This window comes from Marixanthomonas sp. SCSIO 43207 (assembly GCF_019904255.1).
Taxonomy (GTDB): Bacteria; Bacteroidota; Bacteroidia; order Flavobacteriales; family Flavobacteriaceae; genus Marixanthomonas.
This window is the reverse complement of record NZ_CP063203.1, coordinates 156014-176302: the sequence shown is the minus strand read 5'-3', so window position 1 is coordinate 176302 and position 20289 is coordinate 156014. Positions and strand designations below refer to the sequence as shown.

Genomic DNA, 20289 nt, shown 5'->3' with positions numbered 1-20289 from the left:
AAATGAGTACCCAAGAGCAAATACAAGAAGACGTATTAGTTGCCGAACAAGAAGACAAAGAAAATCAAATTGTCCTTTTTAATGATGAGGTAAACACCTTTGACCATGTGATTAACATGCTTATCTATGCTTGTGATCATACCCCCGAACAAGCTGAACAATGTGCTATCATTGTACATTATAAAGGTAAGTGTACAGTAAAAAGTGGTGCCTACAAAGACCTAGAACCTCGCTGTACCAAACTTCTGGAAGCCGGATTGAGTGCTGAGATTCAATAGATTTCTCTCTTTCTTTAGTAATGATAGAACTCACTACCTGCTATTCCGAACTTATTTCGGAATCTTACCAAACAATTGTAGTGTGTTAAAGGTATACTTCAGTTTTTCAATTTACTTTGTTTCGATTCAATTACAAAGTATATGCATTTCAGAATACATCAAATAAGTCCTAAATCTTTTACAATAGCTACAAGTTGTGTGCTGTTTTTAGCACCGAAATGATCCTTTAATTTACTCAGCCGTTTTTCAACAGAACTAAGGCTACTAGGACGGATGGATTGCTTTTTAAGGTACAAGCTAATCTCATCTTGAAGCAAACCATTGGAGAGTTGCTTAAGTAGTGTAATGTCAAAGTCGGTTAATTCAAAAACAGGTTCTTTGGATAGTCCTTGGGCAACAGCTTCAGAATGAAAGGTTTTATCATCATGAACCATTGTTACAGCTGTATATAAATCTGAATGACCCTGCCGGCCTTTACACACATAAGCCTGAACAGCGGTAATGGCAGAAAGGGTACGCGCTTTTTCAATTCGATCTTCGTGGGTAAAAATAATGATTTTTAAAGAAGGATGTTCATGGCTTAAAATAGATGCCAATTCTTTACCCGAACTAATTTTTTGTTTGCGATGGTCAGGCTTAAACGACAAATCGGTTATTAATAAATCAAAAGGCTCACCATCTTGTTCTGCCCTTTTTACTTTTAAATAGGCATCATCACAATAGCTTACATATTCAATCGTCGATATTCCTAAAGGAGCTAGGGTTTTAATAATACCTTCGTTAACACTCCCAAAATCTTCTGCTACAAGTAATTTTTTAAACATTTACACTTCTATTTTGGCTCTGAAACCCTTATTGGGTACTGAGGTAAAAGTAATGGTTCCCGAAATAGCATGAATACGGTTTTCCACATTCAAAAGACCACCACTAGGCTTGTTGCTTGTTCCCTTGCCATTATCACGGTAGTCAACACGTAAAGATCCTTTATTTTGCTCAAATTTTACAACCACAAATGTAGCTTCACTGTGTTTCAAAGTATTGGTTAACAATTCTTGTAATACTTTATATAACATTTCTTTCTTTTTGGCAGACACCTTTTCCCAATTGATGTTGCTACTGTTTTGAGGTGTTATTTTTAAATGCTTGGTAGTGTATTGTTGAAACAAGTCTAATAAGAGTTGCTGAAAAGGAATTTTGGTATTAATTGGTGTGTTTGCTCGGGAGATATGTCGGGCTTGGTCATAAATGTGCGAAAGGTCATCTATAACTTGATCATCATTAGTATTCTGAATTTTATTCATCACCAAAAAAATGTTATTGGCAATATCATCATGTATATGTTTTGCAATACGTTGTTCCGTTTCGGCTATGGCATGTCTTCTTTTGCGTTGTATTCTAGTAATAATCAAGAAAGAAGCCGAAAGGGTGATAAACAAAAGAATGATTCCAAAAATAAGCGTTCGCTGTTTATCAATTTCAGCAGCCAAGGCATTTTTTTCAGCTTCAGATTTATCATATTTTAAAAGCGCATAGGCATTATCGGCAGTTTGTTGAGCGATATTCAAACTATCAGATAATTGAACATATTGCAAACCATATTGTTTTTGATTGAGTTGTAACAATAAAGAAAGCGCCTCTTTTTTATAGCTTGTATCACCAATTTCTTTAGACAATTGGTAGGTGGTAAGAGCGTAAGGCAGCGCAGAAGTGGTGTCTGCCTTACGTATATAATACTGTGTAATGTGGCGGTTGATGGAGTAAGACCGTACCGTGCTCGATATTTGTTTGCTCAACTGTAAGGCCTGGTTGAGTTCGGTAAGCCCTTCTCCCGTAGCTAAGGAACGAGCATTGCCTAGGTTATCGAGTAATTTTGCTTTTTGATATACTTTTTTAGAATCCAACCTCGAGACAAGGGTTAAACCTGTTTCATAGGTAGCAATAGCTTTAGAATACTTTTTTTGCTCCTTAAATAAGGTAGCTTGATTGTTTAAAATGGAAAGACTGTCAGTCGCTGTTTTTGAAAGGCGAAGTGCTTGTTCATAATATTCAGAAGCCAAATCATACAATTGCCGCTCTTTTTGTAAAATTCCTAATAGACAAAGTAACCGTATTTTGGTACTCGTATGGTCTGTTTCTACATCCGACTTAATAGCTGAAAACCCTTTAACAGAATAAACTTCACTAGAATTAAGATCACCCAATTTATAATATGTATTGGCCATGACCTCATATACATAAATTTGGTAGTAGAGTGGCAACTGCAATAAGGTATTCGTTTCTGCTTGTTCCAAATAACGAATACCTTCCACCAGTTCTAGCTTGTTTTCAGATAGTCTAGTGGTGTTAAGAACAACATCAAGTGAATCGGGTTTGCTTTGGGCATGTATACTAGAAGAGTAGATAGTAAAAAGCCCAAGAATGAAATAAAAAAAGAGGAATGAAAGCAAGATTCTTTTCATTCCTCTAAAATAGGATTAAAAAATTAAAATTTGGTTTTATTACCCACCATTTGGTGGTGGAGGTGGAGGCGGTGGTTGTATAGGATCGTCCTCCCCACAACACGCTTGTTTTTGAATGCCTTGTGTATGTAATTGCTCAGGCGTACAAGAAGTCACCCCAAAAATGAGGGAAACCGTAAACATAACGATAAAAATTTTCTTCATTTTAAAGTATTTTTAAAAATTGGTAGTAAATCCCTACTTGAAATATTCCCAAGAGGGGAGCGGGCGATCCGCAGTAAAATGAAGAGGCGTCCCTCCTCGAGTTGAGAAGTTGTGCACAACACAATCGAGAAATGATTACTTCTCTAAAGCACTTGACGAACGTGCTGTGCAAAGGTGTTCTAGTCAATTATCAGAAACCTGTCTGATACAGGTGATAGAATAGAACAGGACAAAGATGAGTAGGAAGGGTTCGAAACAATCGAAATGCGATGGAAAAGAAATCGAAAGGATTCCGAAACAAAATTTCGATACCAATTCGATAAAATTTGTATAGAAATAAAACAACGGGTTATGTATAAAAATTTAATTGTCAGCGCATTTGAGGAAGTGAAAAACAAGACCGGTAAACAACGTGACTATCCCAGGGCTAGGGTGTTATCAGACTACATTCAAGAGGTAACAAAACAGCCTTATGGAGATAGAAGTCTTGTAACAAAGTACCAAACAGCAAAAAAAGGAGAGCCCGTTGTAGTGCCGGATTTTGTAATAGAAGGACTGTGCAAATATGTAGGGTATGATGATGTGGAATCTTGTAAAGAAAAGGTGCTTACAGAGGTGAAAGAAGAACCTCAGGACACAAAAAATAGAGTTTGGAAAGTGAGTGTTTTAATAGTCTTAATGGTAGGCTTGTTAGGGATTCTAGCATGGCAATACCTCACCAGAGAACGTTGGATGGAATGGAGGGATCCGGTATATGTAGAAGCCGATTTTAATGCCGAAAAGTTGAGCAATGGAATATTGAAACGTTATAAACAAGAGCGAATCGATAACTTTAAAAGAATCGAAGCAGATTGCAATACGACTTTCTTTAGTCCCGATGGCATCGCAACAGTTTTTTATGGCAAAAATATAAAAGGAGAATACCAATGGTTTACAGACTTGGCAAAACATCCCGAAACAGGGAAGGCCTTAAAGCCCATCACCCCATATATGATCAACAAATATATCTGCCACAAAAACAAGTAATAATCCTACAGAGGAATAAACTTATGTAGAATACATTATATAAGGTATAAAAACTAAGAAATACAAGACCGCATAAAAGGTGAGCAAGAGAGGACGGCTTATTTAGAAAAGATACTGGATAAAAAGAAATGCAATTCTTTTATGTTATTTACTTTAATAATACTTAATAAACGGTTTGGTTTTTCCCATCATAGAAATATTTTATTTTTCTTACATTTACTTATACTCCCTTTTTAAAAACGATTATTAATAATCAATTTTATAATAAGCTTATAAATTTAAAACTAAAAGCCCAAATTGAAAGTTGAGGCGGCTTATTAGTAGTGGCGAATAATGTTTTATTTTAATGCGCGTGTCTTATAAAAAACACGCTTGCAAAAAAAAAGGTGATGTTAATTAAAACACCACCTTGAATGTTTTCACAACGGAATAATCCTTATTGTGAATTGCTTTCAAGTGTAAATATAAGAAATTGAAATTAAAGATAATTACGGGTTTCCATAATGTATGATATTGATAACTTTCTACCTTTAGAAACTAACTATAAAAAATATGAAACGAATTTTAGGACCGGATTTGGGTACAAACTCTATTGGTTGGGCGTTGGTTGAGTCAAACTTCAATAAAAAAGAGGGTAAAATAATTGGTTTAGGAAGTCGTATAATACCAATGGATGCCAAGCAAATGAACGATTTTAGCACAGGGCAATCAATCTCTGCTACGGCAGATAGAACTGCTGCAAGATCTATGCGTAGGCTTTATCAACGCAGTATTTTACGTCGTGAACGTTTGCATAGGGTGTTAAACATTCTTGGTTTTTTGCCAGATCATTATGCCAACAGCATTGATTTTGAAAAACGCTATGGTCAATTTAAAAAAGGAACTGAACCAAAACTACCTTACCGTCAAGATGAAGAAAACAATTTTCATTTTATTTTTCAGGATTCTTTCAATGAAATGGTGAGTGCTTTTAAAGCCAAAGGTCAAAATATAAAATTACCGTATGATTGGACCTTATATTATTTGCGAAAAAAAGCATTAAAGCATAAAATTTCAAAACAAGAGCTATCTTGGGTGCTACTTAACTTTAACCAAAAGCGAGGTTATTACCAATCTCGCGACGAAGATTTGGAAGGTGATGCCAATAAACTGGAAGAATATTATAAGTTGAAGGTAGTAAATGTAGAGGAAAGTGACAAAGCTAAAGGAGGAATTTGGTATAATGTTCTATTGGAAAATAAATGGGTATATAGACGCAAAAGCAAAGACCCCTTAATTGATTGGATAGGGAAAGACAGAGAATTTATAGTTACTACAACACTTGATAAGAAGGGTAAACCCAAAAAAGATAAAGAGGGGAATATAAAGAGAAGCTTTAGGTCAGTAGACAGTGAAAAAGATTGGATCGCTATTAAAAAGAAAACCGAAAATGAAATATTAGACACTGAGAAAACAGTGGGTGAATATATTTTTGACACTCTGCTTAAAAAACCGGATCAAAAAATACGGGGAAAACTTATAAAGACCATTGAGCGCAAATTTTACCGTAAAGAACTTGATAAGATTATTGAAACTCAATTGGCATTTCATCCAGAATTACAAAACGCTGAATTATATCAAAAGAGTATCAATGAATTGTACCGAAACAATGATGCACATAGAGCCAATATTACAGACAAAGGTTTTAAGTATCTATTTATAGACGATATTATATTTTATCAACGACCCTTAAAAACCAATAAATCTTTAATTTCCAACTGCCCTTTTGAAAGTAGAACTTACATAAAAGATGGTGAAAAAGTAGAACAACCTTTAAAGTGCATTTCAAAATCCCACCCCTTGTATCAAGAGTTTCGTCTTTGGCAATTTATCCATAACCTTCGTATTTACCAGCGCGAAGGAATAGAAGATGGTAACCCAGTATTGGATCAAGATGTTACAAATAAATATTTGAAAGAGGAAAAGGATAATGTGGATTTATATGATTTTTTAAATCAGCGAAAAGAGATTAGTCAAAAGGCACTTTTGAAATATTTTAAACTTACTGAAAAGGAATATCGATGGAATTATATTGAGGATAAAAAATACCCCTGTAACGAATTACGCGCCGAAATAATTTCACGACTTTCAAAAATAGAAGGGGTTAACCCAAAAGATTATTTGAATCCTGACTTTATATTTGGGCTTTGGCACATAATATATTCAGTACGAGACCGAAAACAATATGGAAAAGCTTTAAAAACTTTTGCAAGTAAAAATAACCTGAATGAAGATGCTTTTTTTGAAGCTTTTATTAAATTTAAACCTTTTGACAGTGCGTATGGTTCTTTTTCTGAAAAAGCACTGAAAAAACTCTTGCCCTTAATGCGCCAAGGCAAATATTGGGACAATAAAGCAATTTTAGAAGAAACCCAATCAAGGATTAATTTCATTATGGAAAGGCTCGATGCGATTGGTCGCGATCTCGAAAAGATTGAAAAGGTAGCCGATGATGATATACCCAAACAGGTTTTAAAAAGTTTTACAAAAGCATCACAGCCAAATAGAGGCCTAAACACTTATCAAGCGAGTTATGCAGTTTATAATCGTCACGCTGAAGTTAGTGAAATAATACGATGGACAAAGCCCGATGAGATTTCAAAATACCTTAAAGGTTTTAAACAACACAGCCTTAGAAACCCAATTGTTGAGCAAGTAGTTACAGAGACCTTGCGCGTTGTTCGTGATATTTGGGAATTTTATGGTGAAGGCAAAGAAAATTATTTTGATGAAATCCATGTAGAATTGGGGCGGGAGATTAAAAACTCTGCTGATGTTCGTGAGAGTATTACCAATGCAATTAACCAAAATACCAATACCAACGAACGCATTAAAAACATTCTTCAACAGTTGATGGATGACAAAGACATGGAAGGAAGTGTACGGCCTTATTCTAAAGGACACCAAGAAATATTAAAACTTTATGAAGAAGGAGTATATTCTCATTCACCTGAAAGCTATAATAATATTGAACTAGGCGATATAGAAAAAATAAGAAGGAAAACTTCTCCAACAAAATCTGAAATTAACAAATACAAACTTTGGTTGCAACAAGGATACGTTTCCCCTTATACAGGAGAAATCATTCCGTTGAGCAAGTTGTTTACCAGTGAATATGAAGTTGAACACATTATACCTCGTTCCCGTTATTTCGATGATTCTATAAGCAATAAGGTGATTTGTGAAGCAGCAATCAACCCATATCCCTATAAAGGGAACAAGACCGCTTACCAATTTATTAAAGATAGAGGAGATAGTATTGTCCCTGAGCTTTCTGTTAATGGAAAAAATGTAAAGATACTTTCTAAAGAAAATTATGAAGCACATTGCAAAACCTATTTTAAGGATAATAAAAAGAAACTAGAGTTTTTATTGAGTGATGATATTCCGGAAGGTTTTATTAATCGTCAATTAAATGACAGTCGCTATATAAGTAAAATAGTAAAGGGGCTATTGAGTAATGTGGTGCGGGAAGAAGGCGAACAGGAGACTACATCGAAACATTTGGTTCCTGTAATTGGTAAGATAACCAGTGTTTTGAGGCAAGACTGGGGACTGAGTAATGTTTGGAACGATTTATTGGCCCCACGCTTTGAACGCATGAACGAAATTACCAATTCAACCGAATTCCGTTTTGAAAAAACCGATGGCCATGGCAACACTTATATGGTCAATACTGTACCCGACGAACTAGCAAACGGGTTTACTAAAAAACGTTTAGATCATCGCCACCATGCCCTAGACGCTTTGGTTGTGGCTTTTACTACAAAAGAACATACCAATTATGTTACTTCCCTTAATACAAAAAGAAAAAATTATGGATTGGTTTCTAAGTTGCGACAAATAGATAAGAAAACCATACCCGATAAAAAAAATGGCGGCACCCGAACCATCACCGTAGCCAAAGATTATCATAAACCTTGGCATAATTTCACACAAGAAGCAAAAGAGGCTTTGGAAACCACTATTGTGAGTTTTAAGCAGAACAAACGGGTAATAAACCGGGCTACCAATAAATATTGGAAATGGAAAGAGGTAGATGGTAAAATGAAAAAGATACAAGTGGAGCAAAAGGGCTCTAACTGGGCGATACGAAAGTCTTTACATAAAGCTACTTATTATGGAAAAACAAAAGGTGTTGACACACCAAAAGGGAAAATAGCAACTGCCGGTAGGGTTTCATTAGAGTCTATTACCAACAGAAAACAGTTGAACTCTATAACTGATAGTGGGATTAAAAAAATACTTAATAATCATCTTAAAAACTACATAGATGAAAAAGAAAAAGAACGTTTTGATTTAGCTTTTAGCCCAGATGGAATTGACGAATTAAACAATACCATACAACAATTAAACAATGGTAAGCCCCATCAACCCATTAAGAAAGTACGGGTGTATGAAATAGGTTCAAAGTTTTCATTGGGCGAAACAGGAAATAAGGATACTAAATATGTAGAAGCCGATAAAGGAACCAATTTATTTTTTAATGTGTATTGGGATGAGAAGAAAGAAAAACGCAACTATGAAACCGTGCCATTGAATGAAGTGGTAGCACATCAAAAAGCGGTCGCTTCCTTACCAAAAGAAGAGCGCACTGAAGCCCCTACAGACCCAAAACTGGGTAAGTTTTTATTTTCATTGTCACCAGATGATTTAGTATATGTACCTACTGATGAAGAAATGGATAATCCCACTTTAGTGAATTTTGAAAATCTTTCAAAGGAACAAGCTGGAAGAATCTATAAAATGGTTAGCACAACTCAGAAAAAGCTGCAGTGTCAGCCAATGCCGTATGCAAAAGAAATTAAAAAGAATGAAAATGGTTCTGGAAATAAAACTGAAAGAATTTTAGCATATCCTAATAAAGAAAATATTATTGATGAAAAAAATAATTTAGTTATGATTAAAGATAGATGTTGGAAGCTTTTAGTTGATCGGCTTGGTAACCTTAAACGGTTAGCATGATAAAACGCACCCTCTTTTTTGGCAACCCCGCCTACCTCAGTACAAAGAACGAGCAGTTGGTGGTCAACTTTCCGGAAGAAGAAAAACAGGAGGCAACCATTCCTATTGAAGATTTGGGTTATATTGTGCTGGAAGATCCACAAATTACCATCACCAACGGCCTGTTAATGAAACTGGTACAGAACAAAACCGCGGTGGTCACCTGTGACAAACAGCATTTACCCTGTAGTTTTTTGCAACCCTTGGTGGGGCATAGCGAACAGACCGAGCGTATCCGCCACCAACTGGATGCTAGTGTACCCCTAAAAAAACAATTGTGGCAACAAACGGTTAGTGCCAAGATTGAAAACCAGGCTGCCCATTTGCAACAACAAGGTAAGAATGCTTTAAAATTAAAGCGGTGGGCCAGTGAGGTAAAGAGTGGGGATACGCAAAACCATGAGGCTATTGCAGCTGCTCATTATTTTCAGAACTTATTCGATATCGAAGGATTTAGCCGGAACCAAAAAGGCATCCCACCCAACAACCTGTTAAATTATGGATACGCTATTTTACGGGCCATTGCAGCTAGAGCTTTGGTAAGCAGTGGGATGCTGCCTTCAGTTGGGATTTACCACCATAACAAATACAATGCGTTTTGTTTGGCTGATGATGTAATGGAACCCTATCGACCCTATGTAGATATTTTGGTTTATGAGATTGTGGAAACGGGTTGCAACTTGGAAGAGCTGACCACCTCTCTAAAGGCAGAACTGTTAACAATACCTGCTATGGATGTATGGATAGATGGGAAGCAAAGCCCTTTGATGAACGCGATGAGCCGGACAACCAACAGTTTGTACGAGTGTTTTTTTGGGAGCAGCAGAAAGCTGTTATATCCCCAATTCTAGCAGCATGTCAGTTCGAGTGATTTTGAGAGTCCAAAGGACAAGCAAAATAGTATCGAGAACACATTACTGATAATATGAACCGATTTTCACGTTTAAACCAATATAGAAGTATGTGGGTACTGGTATTTTTTGATTTACCAACGGAGACCCGTGTGGAGCGGAAAGCGGCGGCACGGTTTCGGAAAGATTTACTGAACGATGGGTTTGCGATGTTCCAGTTTAGTATCTATATGCGGTTTTGTCCCAGCCGAGAAAATGCTGCTGTGCATATTAAGCGCTCTAAAAATGCCTTGCCCAAAAAAGGGAAAGTGGGTATTATGCAGATAACCGATAAACAATTTGGGATGATCGAACTGTTTCATGGAAAAAAGGAAGTAGAGCCTGAAACACCTTCTCAACAACTCGAACTTTTTTAATACCGATAATTGTCCCCTTGAGGGGACCATAGGGGTGTTTCTTGTTTTAAAAAATGAGATTAAAATAGATACCTACCAAGCTAAACCGTTTCATTTTTTAATCCTATCACACCTCGTAAAAAACATAATACCAGCTTGTTATGGCGGGTATCCTGTGAATTATCTACTAAAGTAGTAATCTGAAAGCAATTCACAACTAAACTTAATATCTACTCCGGCAGCTAACACCTGTGAATTATCTACTAAAGTAGTAATCTGAAAGCAATTCACAACCATAACTCTTCACCAACTTCAGGTACGCAACCTGTGAATTATCTACTAAAGTAGTAATCTGAAAGCAATTCACAACCATATCTATGCGCCTATAGTTCCTTCTGAACCTGTGAATTATCTACTAAAGTAGTAATCTGAAAGCAATTCACAACTAGCAAATTCAATAAACTTTTCAATTCTAACCTGTGAATTATCTACTAAAGTAGTAATCTGAAAGCAATTCACAACTGCTAACGGCTCTGGTTTGCCTAAAGCTAACCTGTGAATTATCTACTAAAGTAGTAATTTGAAAGCAATTCACAACTGAAATGGAGTTTTCAGAAAACACGGTTACCTGTGAATTATCTACTAAAGTAGTAATCTGAAAGCAATTCACAACGTTACCTCCAAACCTCCAGAATATTCTGTTCCTGTGAATTATCTACTAAAGTAGTAATCTGAAAGCAATTCACAACGGCTAATGTTTTAAAAATATCCTCTCCGGCCCTGTGAATGCAGTACTAAAGTACAATTCTAAAATCCAAAACCAATAAATTATTAAAATATTTCTAAAAGCTTTGATAAGAAAATTTGGTAATTACAGTTTAAGTAAAGCTCTAAAATAATATCACCATAGATAATTTATCTAAAAACAGATATTTGAAAATTAAAATGGAAAAAGTTACTTAATTTAAAAAAATCACCCCTCAACCAAAACAACCTCCAGCCCCACTGCCTTTTGACCACGTAGTACCACAAACTGCCCACCCACAGCCTGATAAAATTTCACCCCAATTAAAGCTATAGCAGTTCCAAGTAAAGAAGGGGCAGGGGCTTGTAAGCTAAAAGCAGCATCTGCAAAAGAGGCGTCAATATAGAGAGGAGCACTCTGGGTAAGCTCATAAGTGTTGGTTTCAAAATCAAAATGCAACACCCCTAAGCTAAGTGCCATATGTGTGGCTCCGTTCGGGTAAGAGAGTTGAGAGGTATTAAAATTGCTAACCGTAAAAGTACGGCTGCTCGCGTCATAATGGGTTGTCCCCGGTAAATAAGAAGCCACATGACAAGAAGGCGTAAATTCAAAATCTTGTAACAAACGTCTCCCACGCATCGTTTGCAAGCCCCCGTGCACAGTACGTTGTCCCCGAGCACCTCCAGAATCTAGTTTCTTAATAGCCATAAACAAAGCCATCATACGACCATGAAGGGTACGATCCTTGTAAATACATAAAAAGGGACGCAAGGCCCTATTAAAATACTTTTTGGTGTGTGAACATTGACCAAACTCACTATAGTTTTCCCGTACCCGCGCCATACTCGGTTTGTTTTTAACATCATGGCTGTTAAAACCACCACCCGACCTGCGAGCATGATGTCCGCCGTGCGACTCATAAAAGTTAAGATCTCCAATAGTACCTGATAATTTGATAATTCCCGTTTGTCGTGCCATAATAAACTGATTTTTAAGGACTAATATACACTATTCTAGTTTAGAAAGCAAATTTATGTAGCGTATGTATAGTGTATATATACAGTAGTTATAATGAATATATAGTGTATATAATATATAGAATAGTCATTTCATTTAGGTTGTACGTACTCAAAAATTAAATAATGCAGTAGGTTAAATTCAATAAGGATCACCCTTCCCAACCTTATTCAAATAATTTCCCCCTTGAGGGGGGCTACGGGGGGTGTAAATACCATACATTATATAAATACATAAGCAAAAAATCAAATTCTTATCAAACTCCAGAATAAAATCATCAATAAAATACCCTACCAATTTTGTAGGAAAATACAGAAGTTTTGAAAGGTATATTCTTTTCTCGCTCAGTAAATTATGGCTTGTGCATAGAAAACGACTTTTGTTTGATAAAGTATCGATAAAAGGTGTTTTATATTGATTAAAAACCAATTTTAACGTATATTTTTTGCTGAATTGTTAATCGTTTCTTAATTTTATCTCAGGTTAACCTGACAAATTATTCATTAATACAAACCATTAACTTATGAGAACATGTAAAATGGGACTCATGGGCTTACTCGCCCTAGGTCTAGTATTCGTGTCCTGTTCTAAGGACGAAAACGAAACTCCAACAGAAGAAGCTAATTTAGCAACTGAAATCACCAAAGAAATCCCCAAAGAGGTGAAAGAAGCGGTTAAAAAGCTTAATTTAAATAGTGACTATATAAAGTACGATACCTTTCATATGCCAGACGGAACTACCGAAGAGCGTCTTTTTATAGAAAAGGATATCGTTATGACCGAAGATCAATTGTTTACCATGCTTAGAAACATGGAAGAAAATGATGGCCGTCAGTACAGTACCGACAATTTGGTAACTCAAGGTAGAACCATATCAATTATTGGGTATACCGGAGGAAGTCAAGCACTCTCTAGTAAAGAACGTACCGCTTTGCAGTATGCAGTAAATAATTACAATGCATTAAGCGGTGTATCTATTAGTTTTGACTTAACATTTGGAACCAATTATCAAAATAAAGATATGGTAGTGTATAACAACACTATCAACAACCCTAATGGAGCTGGAGGTAGTGCCGGATTCCCTAGTAACGGTTATCCATATAAGTTTGTCCAAATCTATGGGCTATCTGGGTATAGTACAAATGTAAACGAACACGTAATCACACACGAGATAGGTCACTCGGTAGGATTTCGTCATACCGACTGGTTCAGTCGCCAAAGCTGTGGGCAAAATGTGAATGAAGGAGACGGTGGTGTAGGAGCCAACCATATTGATGGGACACCATCTGGTTATGATCCAACTTCAATTATGCTAGCTTGTTTTAGTTCAAATGAAGATGGAGAATTTAACGCAAATGACATCATAGCTTTACAAGAGCTATACTAACTAACTTTTTGAATTAGTCACGATAAAAGCCTGCCTATTGGTGGGCTTTTATTAGTTATACACCCACTATCGTGTCGTTAATAAATGGCAATCCTCCCAACTATAATCAAATAATCCCCCTTGAGGGGGGCTACGAGGGGTGTAAAAACCCCAAACACCAATCAATAACCCCATTACAAATAAAGGTGGAATACTAAAACTCAAGTTTGTATCAAATTTCACTTCAACCTATAACTGAAAACTTTTAACTATTTTTACCGGTAACGAAAATCACTAAATAATAATGAGCATTCTTGCACGTCTCCTCATAGTGTATACACTAGTGCTGTATGCAATTCCCGGTATTGCGCAAATGGAAGAACCCGCGCAAGCAGACACCCAGATTGAAATGGGTGTAAACCTTATGTTTCAAAAGAAACATACAGAATCCCTTGAGAAACTTTTAGAAATACAAACGGTTGCCGAAAAAAATGACTGGCACGAGCAAGCCTTTAAAGCAACCCTCAATATCGGTTCAAATTATTACTTATTATCAGATTATGGTGAAGCTCTTAATTATTACCTAAAGGCATACGAGATAGCAATTGAGCACCTTAGCTCACGCCAAGAAATGACCGTGCTTAATAACATTGGGATTTTATATTTTCAAGAAGGGGAGCGTGCTCAAGCCAAAAAGTACTTTTTAAAAGCCTACACTATTGCAAAAGAAGTAAACGATGAGGTGAAAGTAGGCTATTATGCCGTAAACCTAGCATTGGTTTCAAATAAAATGCTAGAAGTTTCAGAAGCAGAAAAATATATTAATGAAGCATTGCCGCTGCTGCAAGAATCACCCAATGTATTAGTACAAGGCAAAATGGCTCAAGCTGAAAACTTGATGCTGAAAGAGCAATTTAAAGAAGCCGAACAAAAAGCGCAACAATTGCTACCGCAACTTGAAGGAGTTACGCAGCAAGAAAATAGAGCGTTTGTATTATCAGTCTTGGCACAGATTTACGAAAAACAAAACAAGATTAATAAAGCCATAGAATATGCGCTTGCCTCTAGGTATTCTGAAGGTAGTTATGAAAATAGAACCGAAGCCTATGACCACCTCTCAAGTCTATACGGTAAAAATGGCGACTTTGAAAAAGCTATTACCTACAAAGATTCGGTGATTATTGCAGCAGATTCCTTAAATACCATCAGAAATAGAAAACTCTTTGAAAATGAAAAGGTAAAATTTCAGTTACAAAACTACCAGCACGAGCTTACTCAAAGCAAAGAAGTATTAAAACAAGAAAGACGCTTTTTTTATACGGTTATCATTACAGCAATTCTTTCTATGGGATTCATAATCTGGATGTATAGAAGCAACACAGTTAAATACAAACAACGAAAAAAAATTGTAGAACTTGAATTGGCAAAAGAAAAAAGTGATCATTTGTTAATTGAAAAACAATTAAGAGAAAAAGAAACATTAGCTTCCTTAGAGCAAGAACGTCTTAAAAATGAATTGGAAGTAAAAAATAGAAAGCTTACCGCAAAAGCTCTGTACCTTTCAAGTAAAAATGAACTTATTGAAGAAGTGGTGCAATCTCTTTCAAAAAACACACAAATAGCAAACCACCCCGATTTAAAAAAACAGGTAAATGAATTAAAAAAACATTTAAAAAAAGACACCCAGTGGGATAGCTTTTTTAAACACTTTGAAGAAATCAATCAAGGCTTTTTAAATCGATTACGCAGTAAATATCCAAAATTAACAGCAAGTGATATACGATTCATTACATATTTATACATGAATTTAAGCAATAAGGAAATAGCATCGCTATTAAACATCACACCACAAACGTGTAGAAAAAGAAAAGAACGACTTTCCAAAAAAATGGAACTGCCAAATGACAAATCGCTATTTGAGTATCTGTCAGAGGTTTAAGTGTACTGTCACGTTTATAAACTACAAATGTCACAGATTGTCACGGCTTATTTGAGCGGCTATGCGCTACTTGTATCTATATTTATCACCAAATTAAAACAAGGATACAAATGAAATTAAAATTTACCCTCGCATTACTTTTTCTGTATGTAGTAAGCATACAGAATGCAAACGCACAAGTTCAATTACAAGGAAATACAGAATACGGTCAATTATTTGATATAACCTACAGTGCTTCGCAAGAAGATGTTCTGTATGCACACACCGTAACCAATCACGTAGTAACGTCAACAGATGGCGGCGATACGTGGGATATTTTATATTCAGATCCTCTAGAAGAGTACGCTACAATTAAAAATCTTGAATTATTAGATGACGGTACTACACTTACATTTAATGTACGTTCAGAAGGAACCAATTATAATGCTATTGTGTTATTTGATTTGACTACTGAAACCGTAACAAAATCATATAACCCTCCAAATTCTTTTGAAGTTGATATTCTAATTGAATCATACGACGTACTAGATAGTAATACCGATGTGGTTTTAATGCATACAACCTATTCGTTAGGAGGATCTTATACGCACGAAGTGTTTTACACCAATGATGGTGGAACTTCTTGGAATTCGGTGTATTACAGTCCAGTTAATGATGATGTTTCAGTTAATAATGTGGCTATTGCTCCCAACCAAGCAGATAAAATCTTTATAATGCGCGGTGTTTCTCCTACTAGAACCGTTGGCGGACTTCTAGTATCTACAAATGCTGGTGCCAATTGGGTAGAAAAAATCCCGGGCAACACCTACAACCCAATCGCTTTCAATCCAGATAATCAAGATGATATTTTATTAGGTACTTTTTATCCAGATGAAAACCATGTACAGAACTTATACCGTTCTCAAGATGGAGGTGAAACTTGGAATATCGTGCCTTTAGATTGGACGATGATGTCCTACGGAAATATGAACGATATAGAGTTCAATCCAAACAATACAGATCAAATTATAGTGCTTGAAGAAAATGAAATTGCTGTTTCTACAGATAATGGAGCAACCTGGGATAATTTTGTGTATAACACGATTGATCCACAATCATATTACAATGGTTTAAAAGTTTCTTTCAACCCATTTACAAATGATGAGGTGGCGATTAGTACCAACTTCTTTCCATTTATTTCAGAAGATATAGGTGAAACACTTACCAAGTTAGATAATCCGTTTATCAACTCTACAGGAACTATTTCAGCATTTACTTCAGAAGAGGCAAACCACGTTTATTATGGATTACGTTCTGGATATATTCATAAAGACCTTCAAGAAAATACAGAAAACGGATATGCGCTTCAGTCATTAGACCAAACATTTGGTTCACCATTAAAAGTATATGCAGACCCGGTGGTTGAAGGTCGTGTTTTTACAAACAATAGAGTAATCAATACGTCATACATAAGTGTGAGTAATGAGCACGGTGCCAATTCGCAATTAGCGTTAAGTTCTATGTTCTTTTTATTACTAGAGGATGTGTCTACATCGGTAACCAATCCTAATATAAGCTGGTTATCTACAGGTATTGAAATTCATAAACTAGATCTAACCGATCTTGAAAACATTGTAGATGAAAATATTGCTGTACCTCAATTGGGTCAAGTTATTGAGGCTATACAGGTAGATCGTGAAAATGGCGACACAGTTTGGATGTCACAATCCATCAATTTTTATATGACAACCGATGGCGGTGCTACTTGGGAACTGTCAAACACAGGACTAGAAGATTTAACAGAAGGAGATGACTTAATTTTAGATATAGAACAAAACCCATTAAATCCAGATCAATTAATGCTAGCTACAACGCAAGGAGTGTATCTTTCAAATGATAAAGGAAGCACCTGGAGTTTAATTTTATCTGAATTTACCAATCGCGTAGCCTTTTCAACGGTCACTGAAAATGCTATTGTAGCAACAACACATTACTCAGATGGCTTTAACGTGCCACTGCCGGTAGCAAAAGCAACAATAAACTTCAGTAAAGATAGTGGTGAAACTTGGGAAACAATTTCGCCTGAGATGCTAGACTATCCGGTAACTGAAACGTCGGCATTTACTTTTTCTGAAGATGAAGCAGATGTTTACTTTGGAGTATTAGATTTAGGATTAATTAAATACACAATAGATCTTACTACATTATCAGTTTCATCTGAATTTGTAAATAACAATCCTATTGTATTGTATCCTAATCCGGTTTCAGAAACTATTTCTATTGATACCCGCGAACAAGTAGAAGCAGTAACTATTTATAATATTGCAGGTCAACGCGTGTTGAATGTATCAAACTACAACCAACCTATACGTGTAAGTGCTTTACAAGCTGGTATATATGTAGTGCGAGTAGAAACTGCTAACGGAGTATATACACAAAGAATAAGTAAAAAGTAAGAAGAATAGAAGTATTAAAGACTCATAATTTGTTAAGTTATTAATTAGAGAGTAAGTTAATGGTTAATACTCGATGAGCTGCCTGTTTTCAGGCAGCTTTTTTTATGCGTTTTACTTCACTCCTGAATAGAAAAAAATACAACTGATAGTAAAACTTGGTTTAAAAGTTTTAATGGCTAGTAAAAAGGTTGCCTAATTAGTTTTTTTGGAAATAGATTTCCAAAGTTTGGAGAAAGCTGTAACAACTACAAGTACTATAAACCCTACGACCAAACCAACCAAAAATTCACCCAAAATAGATGGAATAGCAGCTACCCAATGATGAATCATGTCTATATTATGCACAAAAATTCCTCCCGAAACCAAAAGTAATGCAATGGTTCCTATAACACTAAGGCTTTTAATTACTTTAGGAAGCGCTCGTACCATAAACCTTCCAACTTTATCTGAAAAACTATCGTCACGGTCATTAAGGTTAATAAGTTTTAGGCCAAACTCATCCATTCGTACCAATAAAGCTACAATACCATATACGCCTACAGTAGCAATAAGAGCAATGATTGAAACAACAATTATCTGGATAGTAAGAGGTTCTTGTGTAACTGTACCTAAGGCGATGATAACAATTTCAACAGATAAGATAAAATCAGTTACGATAGCAGATTTAATTCGCTCTTTTTCCAAAGCTTTAAGTTCTTCTTTGGTCAGGTCTTGTACGTCTTCCTCTTTAGTGCCGTGTGCATGAGGTACAAAAAACTCATATATTTTTTCAGTTCCTTCATAGGCAAGATAGAGCCCGCCTAGAATTAAAATAACCGTAATAACCACTGGAACAAAAGCACTTAACACAAACGCAATGGGAAGAATAATTAACTTATTCAGAAAAGAACCTTTAGTAATAGCCCACAATACCGGCAGTTCTCTGTTTGACATAAACCCGGATGCTTTTTCAGCATTTACAGCTAGATCATCACCCAAAATACCGGCTGTTTTTTTAGCAGCTACTTTACTCATTACAGAAACATCATCCATAAGAGCAGCAATATCATCCAATAATGCAAAAAATCCTGAAGCCATAGTAGTTGTTTTTTAGGGAACTATTGATTTGTACAGGTGCAAAAATCGGTACAAATAGTGAAATAACAATCAATTAGTAAAAAGATTTTAATTGTAGTAGGCTGGTTGCTTTCGGTATTTGTTTTGCGGTTTCTACTTTTACATGATACTTATATTGAATACTAATAATTTATTGAAGATAGTAGAAATAGGGTTGCAAAACATATGAGAATACTTCTTATATTTGATGTAAGGTTTTTAAAAACAACTAATTAGATGATGTTTAATTATAAACTAAAACACAATTAACATGAAAGTAAATCCATACCTAAACTTTGACGGCCAAGCCGAAAAAGCATTCAATTTTTACAAATCAGTTTTTGGAGGTGAGTTTAGTGCGCATATGAAAATGAGCGATGCTCCAGATAGCGACAAACTTCCCAAAGAAATTCAAGAAAGAACTATGCATATCTCACTTCCGCTGGGAGAAGATACTATTTTAATGGCATCAGATACCATTGAAGGAATGGGAGCTCCTTTCAAAAAAGGAAACAATACCTATGTTTCATTACATCCAAAAAGTAGAGAAGAAGCAGATAGAATTTTTAACGGATTATCGCAAGGTGGTTCTATAGAAATGCCTATGGAAGATCAATTTTGGGGTGACTACTTCGGAAGTTTTATAGACAAGTTCGGTATCTGCTGGATGATTAATTACAACCCAGAATATTAAACAGTTGTATAGAAAATACTAGGTATGAAAAACAAACAACCTATAACCGTACAAACCATTGTTAATACTTCTCTAGAGAAGGCATGGGATACTTGGGTCACGCCGAGTCATATTGAACAATGGAATACCGCGTCAAATGAGTGGCACACACCCAAAGCAATTAATAATTTAAAAGTAGGAGGGAGGTTTGTTTCAAGAATGGAAGCAAAAGATGGTAGCATGGGGTTCGATTTTTCAGGTGTTTACACAAAAGTTAAACCACGTAAACACCTTGCTTATACCTTAGATGATAATAGAAAAGTGATAGTCAATTTTGAAAAAAATAATCAAGGGGTGTTAATCACTGAAACCTTTGAGCCTGAACAACAGAACTCAATAGATAAACAACGTGACGGTTGGCAAGCTATCTTAAATAATTTCAAAAATTATATAGAAACAGAACAGTAATTCATTTCTATAAAGTTTATACTAAAATAAAGCTTAATATAAAGCTATTAAACAATATGGTTGAAGTATTTAAAACAAACCTTACATCTAGCGCGCAAGCATATAAACTTGCCAAGAAAATACGTGAACAATTTCCAGGGTATAGTATCAATTTTGACTTGGAGGATTGTGATAATATTCTACGTGTTGAATATACTCAATCCATTTCTGTAGAAAAACTAGTAAAGCAAATACATAAACAAGGGTTTAAAGCTGAACTTTTAGTAGGTGATAGTACAAAAGAAACAGATTAAAA

The 20289-nt window shown here is 35.6% G+C and carries 16 protein-coding genes and 1 CRISPR repeat array; of the genes, 11 read left to right on the top strand and 5 right to left on the bottom strand.

Going from position 1 to position 20289, the window contains the following annotated elements; all coding sequences use genetic code 11:
- Positions 1–2 precede the first annotated feature (2 nt).
- Positions 3–278: an ATP-dependent Clp protease adaptor ClpS gene (locus tag INR76_RS00830; protein WP_223108725.1), complete on the top strand. Its 276-nt coding sequence runs from the start codon at positions 3–5 to the stop codon at positions 276–278.
- 158 nt (positions 279–436) lie between these two features.
- Here INR76_RS00830 and INR76_RS00825 read toward each other — a convergent pair whose 3' ends face one another.
- From INR76_RS00825 to INR76_RS00815, 3 genes are read right to left on the bottom strand one after another with little or no spacing between them, the layout of a single operon-like run.
- Positions 437–1102, bottom strand: coding sequence for a response regulator (locus INR76_RS00825; RefSeq protein ID WP_223108724.1), 666 nt, complete (start codon positions 1100–1102; stop codon positions 437–439).
- Positions 1103–2737, bottom strand: a complete 1635-nt coding sequence (locus tag INR76_RS00820) for a tetratricopeptide repeat-containing sensor histidine kinase (protein WP_223108722.1) — start codon at positions 2735–2737, stop codon at positions 1103–1105. It abuts the gene before it with no gap.
- A 39-nt stretch (positions 2738–2776) separates the two neighbouring features.
- A complete protein-coding gene (locus INR76_RS00815; protein ID WP_223110036.1) occupies positions 2777–2920 on the bottom strand; it encodes a hypothetical protein in 144 nt (47 codons plus the stop codon).
- Between the two features lie 408 nt (positions 2921–3328).
- Between INR76_RS00815 and INR76_RS00810 the strand changes: the two genes are divergently transcribed.
- The 4 genes from INR76_RS00810 (at position 3329) to cas2 (ending at position 10277) form a co-directional block, all read left to right on the top strand.
- Positions 3329–3967: a hypothetical protein gene (locus INR76_RS00810; RefSeq protein WP_223108721.1), complete on the top strand. Its 639-nt coding sequence runs from the start codon at positions 3329–3331 to the stop codon at positions 3965–3967.
- A gap of 552 nt (positions 3968–4519) precedes the next feature.
- A complete protein-coding gene (gene cas9, locus INR76_RS00805) occupies positions 4520–8971 on the top strand; it encodes a type II CRISPR RNA-guided endonuclease Cas9 (RefSeq protein WP_223108719.1) in 4452 nt (1483 codons plus the stop codon).
- The gene (gene cas1 / locus INR76_RS00800) at positions 8968–9861 is read left to right on the top strand and encodes a type II CRISPR-associated endonuclease Cas1 (RefSeq protein ID WP_223108718.1); all 894 of its coding nucleotides are present in this window, start codon (positions 8968–8970) and stop codon (positions 9859–9861) included. The genes cas9 and cas1 overlap by 4 nt, the downstream gene beginning before the upstream one ends.
- 110 nt (positions 9862–9971) lie before the next feature.
- Positions 9972–10277: a CRISPR-associated endonuclease Cas2 gene (gene cas2, locus INR76_RS00795; protein WP_223108716.1), complete on the top strand. Its 306-nt coding sequence runs from the start codon at positions 9972–9974 to the stop codon at positions 10275–10277.
- A 151-nt stretch (positions 10278–10428) separates the two neighbouring features.
- A CRISPR array of direct repeats spans positions 10429–11005; the repeat unit is 46 nt; unit sequence CCTGTGAATTATCTACTAAAGTAGTAATCTGAAAGCAATTCACAAC.
- Positions 11006–11229: 224 nt separating this feature from the next.
- On the opposite strand, the gene INR76_RS00790 is transcribed toward cas2, so the two are convergent.
- Entirely contained in the window at positions 11230–11844 is a 615-nt protein-coding gene (locus INR76_RS00790; RefSeq protein ID WP_223108714.1) for a hypothetical protein, read from the bottom strand.
- Positions 11845–12541: 697 nt separating this feature from the next.
- Between INR76_RS00790 and INR76_RS00785 the strand changes: the two genes are divergently transcribed.
- From INR76_RS00785 to INR76_RS00775, 3 genes are all read left to right on the top strand, one after another.
- On the top strand, positions 12542–13405 hold the full coding sequence (locus INR76_RS00785; protein WP_223108712.1) for a zinc-dependent metalloprotease: 864 nt from the start codon (positions 12542–12544) through the stop codon (positions 13403–13405).
- Between the two features lie 283 nt (positions 13406–13688).
- Complete coding sequence (locus INR76_RS00780) at positions 13689–15323, top strand: tetratricopeptide repeat protein (protein ID WP_223108711.1); 1635 nt, start codon at positions 13689–13691, stop codon at positions 15321–15323.
- A gap of 110 nt (positions 15324–15433) precedes the next feature.
- Complete coding sequence (locus INR76_RS00775; RefSeq protein WP_223108709.1) at positions 15434–17758, top strand: T9SS type A sorting domain-containing protein; 2325 nt, start codon at positions 15434–15436, stop codon at positions 17756–17758.
- Positions 17759–17950: 192 nt separating this feature from the next.
- On the opposite strand, the gene INR76_RS00770 is transcribed toward INR76_RS00775, so the two are convergent.
- Positions 17951–18835, bottom strand: a complete 885-nt coding sequence (locus INR76_RS00770) for a DUF808 domain-containing protein (RefSeq protein WP_223108708.1) — start codon at positions 18833–18835, stop codon at positions 17951–17953.
- A 289-nt stretch (positions 18836–19124) separates the two neighbouring features.
- Here INR76_RS00770 and INR76_RS00765 point away from each other — a divergent pair, with 289 nt between their 5' ends.
- From INR76_RS00765 to INR76_RS00755, 3 genes are read left to right on the top strand one after another with little or no spacing between them, the layout of a single operon-like run.
- Complete coding sequence (locus INR76_RS00765; RefSeq protein WP_223108706.1) at positions 19125–19547, top strand: VOC family protein; 423 nt, start codon at positions 19125–19127, stop codon at positions 19545–19547.
- A 24-nt stretch (positions 19548–19571) separates the two neighbouring features.
- Complete coding sequence (locus tag INR76_RS00760; protein ID WP_223108705.1) at positions 19572–19994, top strand: SRPBCC domain-containing protein; 423 nt, start codon at positions 19572–19574, stop codon at positions 19992–19994.
- 56 nt (positions 19995–20050) lie between these two features.
- The gene (locus tag INR76_RS00755; RefSeq protein ID WP_223108704.1) at positions 20051–20287 is read left to right on the top strand and encodes a hypothetical protein; all 237 of its coding nucleotides are present in this window, start codon (positions 20051–20053) and stop codon (positions 20285–20287) included.
- Positions 20288–20289: the final 2 nt, after the last annotated feature.

What these genes read in the sequence shown, in the direction of transcription:
- INR76_RS00830 (WP_223108725.1), top strand. Translation starts at nt 3, where the DNA reads ATGAGTACCCAAGAGCAAATACAAGAAGACGTATTAGTTGCCGAACAA.
- INR76_RS00825 (WP_223108724.1), bottom strand. Translation starts at nt 1,102, where the DNA reads ATGTTTAAAAAATTACTTGTAGCAGAAGATTTTGGGAGTGTTAACGAA.
- INR76_RS00820 (WP_223108722.1), bottom strand. Translation starts at nt 2,737, where the DNA reads ATGAAAAGAATCTTGCTTTCATTCCTCTTTTTTTATTTCATTCTTGGG.
- INR76_RS00815 (WP_223110036.1), bottom strand. Translation starts at nt 2,920, where the DNA reads ATGTTTACGGTTTCCCTCATTTTTGGGGTGACTTCTTGTACGCCTGAG.
- cas9 (WP_223108719.1), top strand. Translation starts at nt 4,520, where the DNA reads ATGAAACGAATTTTAGGACCGGATTTGGGTACAAACTCTATTGGTTGG.
- cas1 (WP_223108718.1), top strand. Translation starts at nt 8,968, where the DNA reads ATGATAAAACGCACCCTCTTTTTTGGCAACCCCGCCTACCTCAGTACA.
- cas2 (WP_223108716.1), top strand. Translation starts at nt 9,972, where the DNA reads ATGTGGGTACTGGTATTTTTTGATTTACCAACGGAGACCCGTGTGGAG.
- INR76_RS00790 (WP_223108714.1), bottom strand. Translation starts at nt 11,844, where the DNA reads ATGGCGCGGGTACGGGAAAACTATAGTGAGTTTGGTCAATGTTCACAC.
- INR76_RS00785 (WP_223108712.1), top strand. Translation starts at nt 12,542, where the DNA reads ATGAGAACATGTAAAATGGGACTCATGGGCTTACTCGCCCTAGGTCTA.
- INR76_RS00780 (WP_223108711.1), top strand. Translation starts at nt 13,689, where the DNA reads ATGAGCATTCTTGCACGTCTCCTCATAGTGTATACACTAGTGCTGTAT.
- INR76_RS00775 (WP_223108709.1), top strand. Translation starts at nt 15,434, where the DNA reads ATGAAATTAAAATTTACCCTCGCATTACTTTTTCTGTATGTAGTAAGC.
- INR76_RS00770 (WP_223108708.1), bottom strand. Translation starts at nt 18,835, where the DNA reads ATGGCTTCAGGATTTTTTGCATTATTGGATGATATTGCTGCTCTTATG.
- INR76_RS00765 (WP_223108706.1), top strand. Translation starts at nt 19,125, where the DNA reads ATGAAAGTAAATCCATACCTAAACTTTGACGGCCAAGCCGAAAAAGCA.
- INR76_RS00760 (WP_223108705.1), top strand. Translation starts at nt 19,572, where the DNA reads ATGAAAAACAAACAACCTATAACCGTACAAACCATTGTTAATACTTCT.
- INR76_RS00755 (WP_223108704.1), top strand. Translation starts at nt 20,051, where the DNA reads ATGGTTGAAGTATTTAAAACAAACCTTACATCTAGCGCGCAAGCATAT.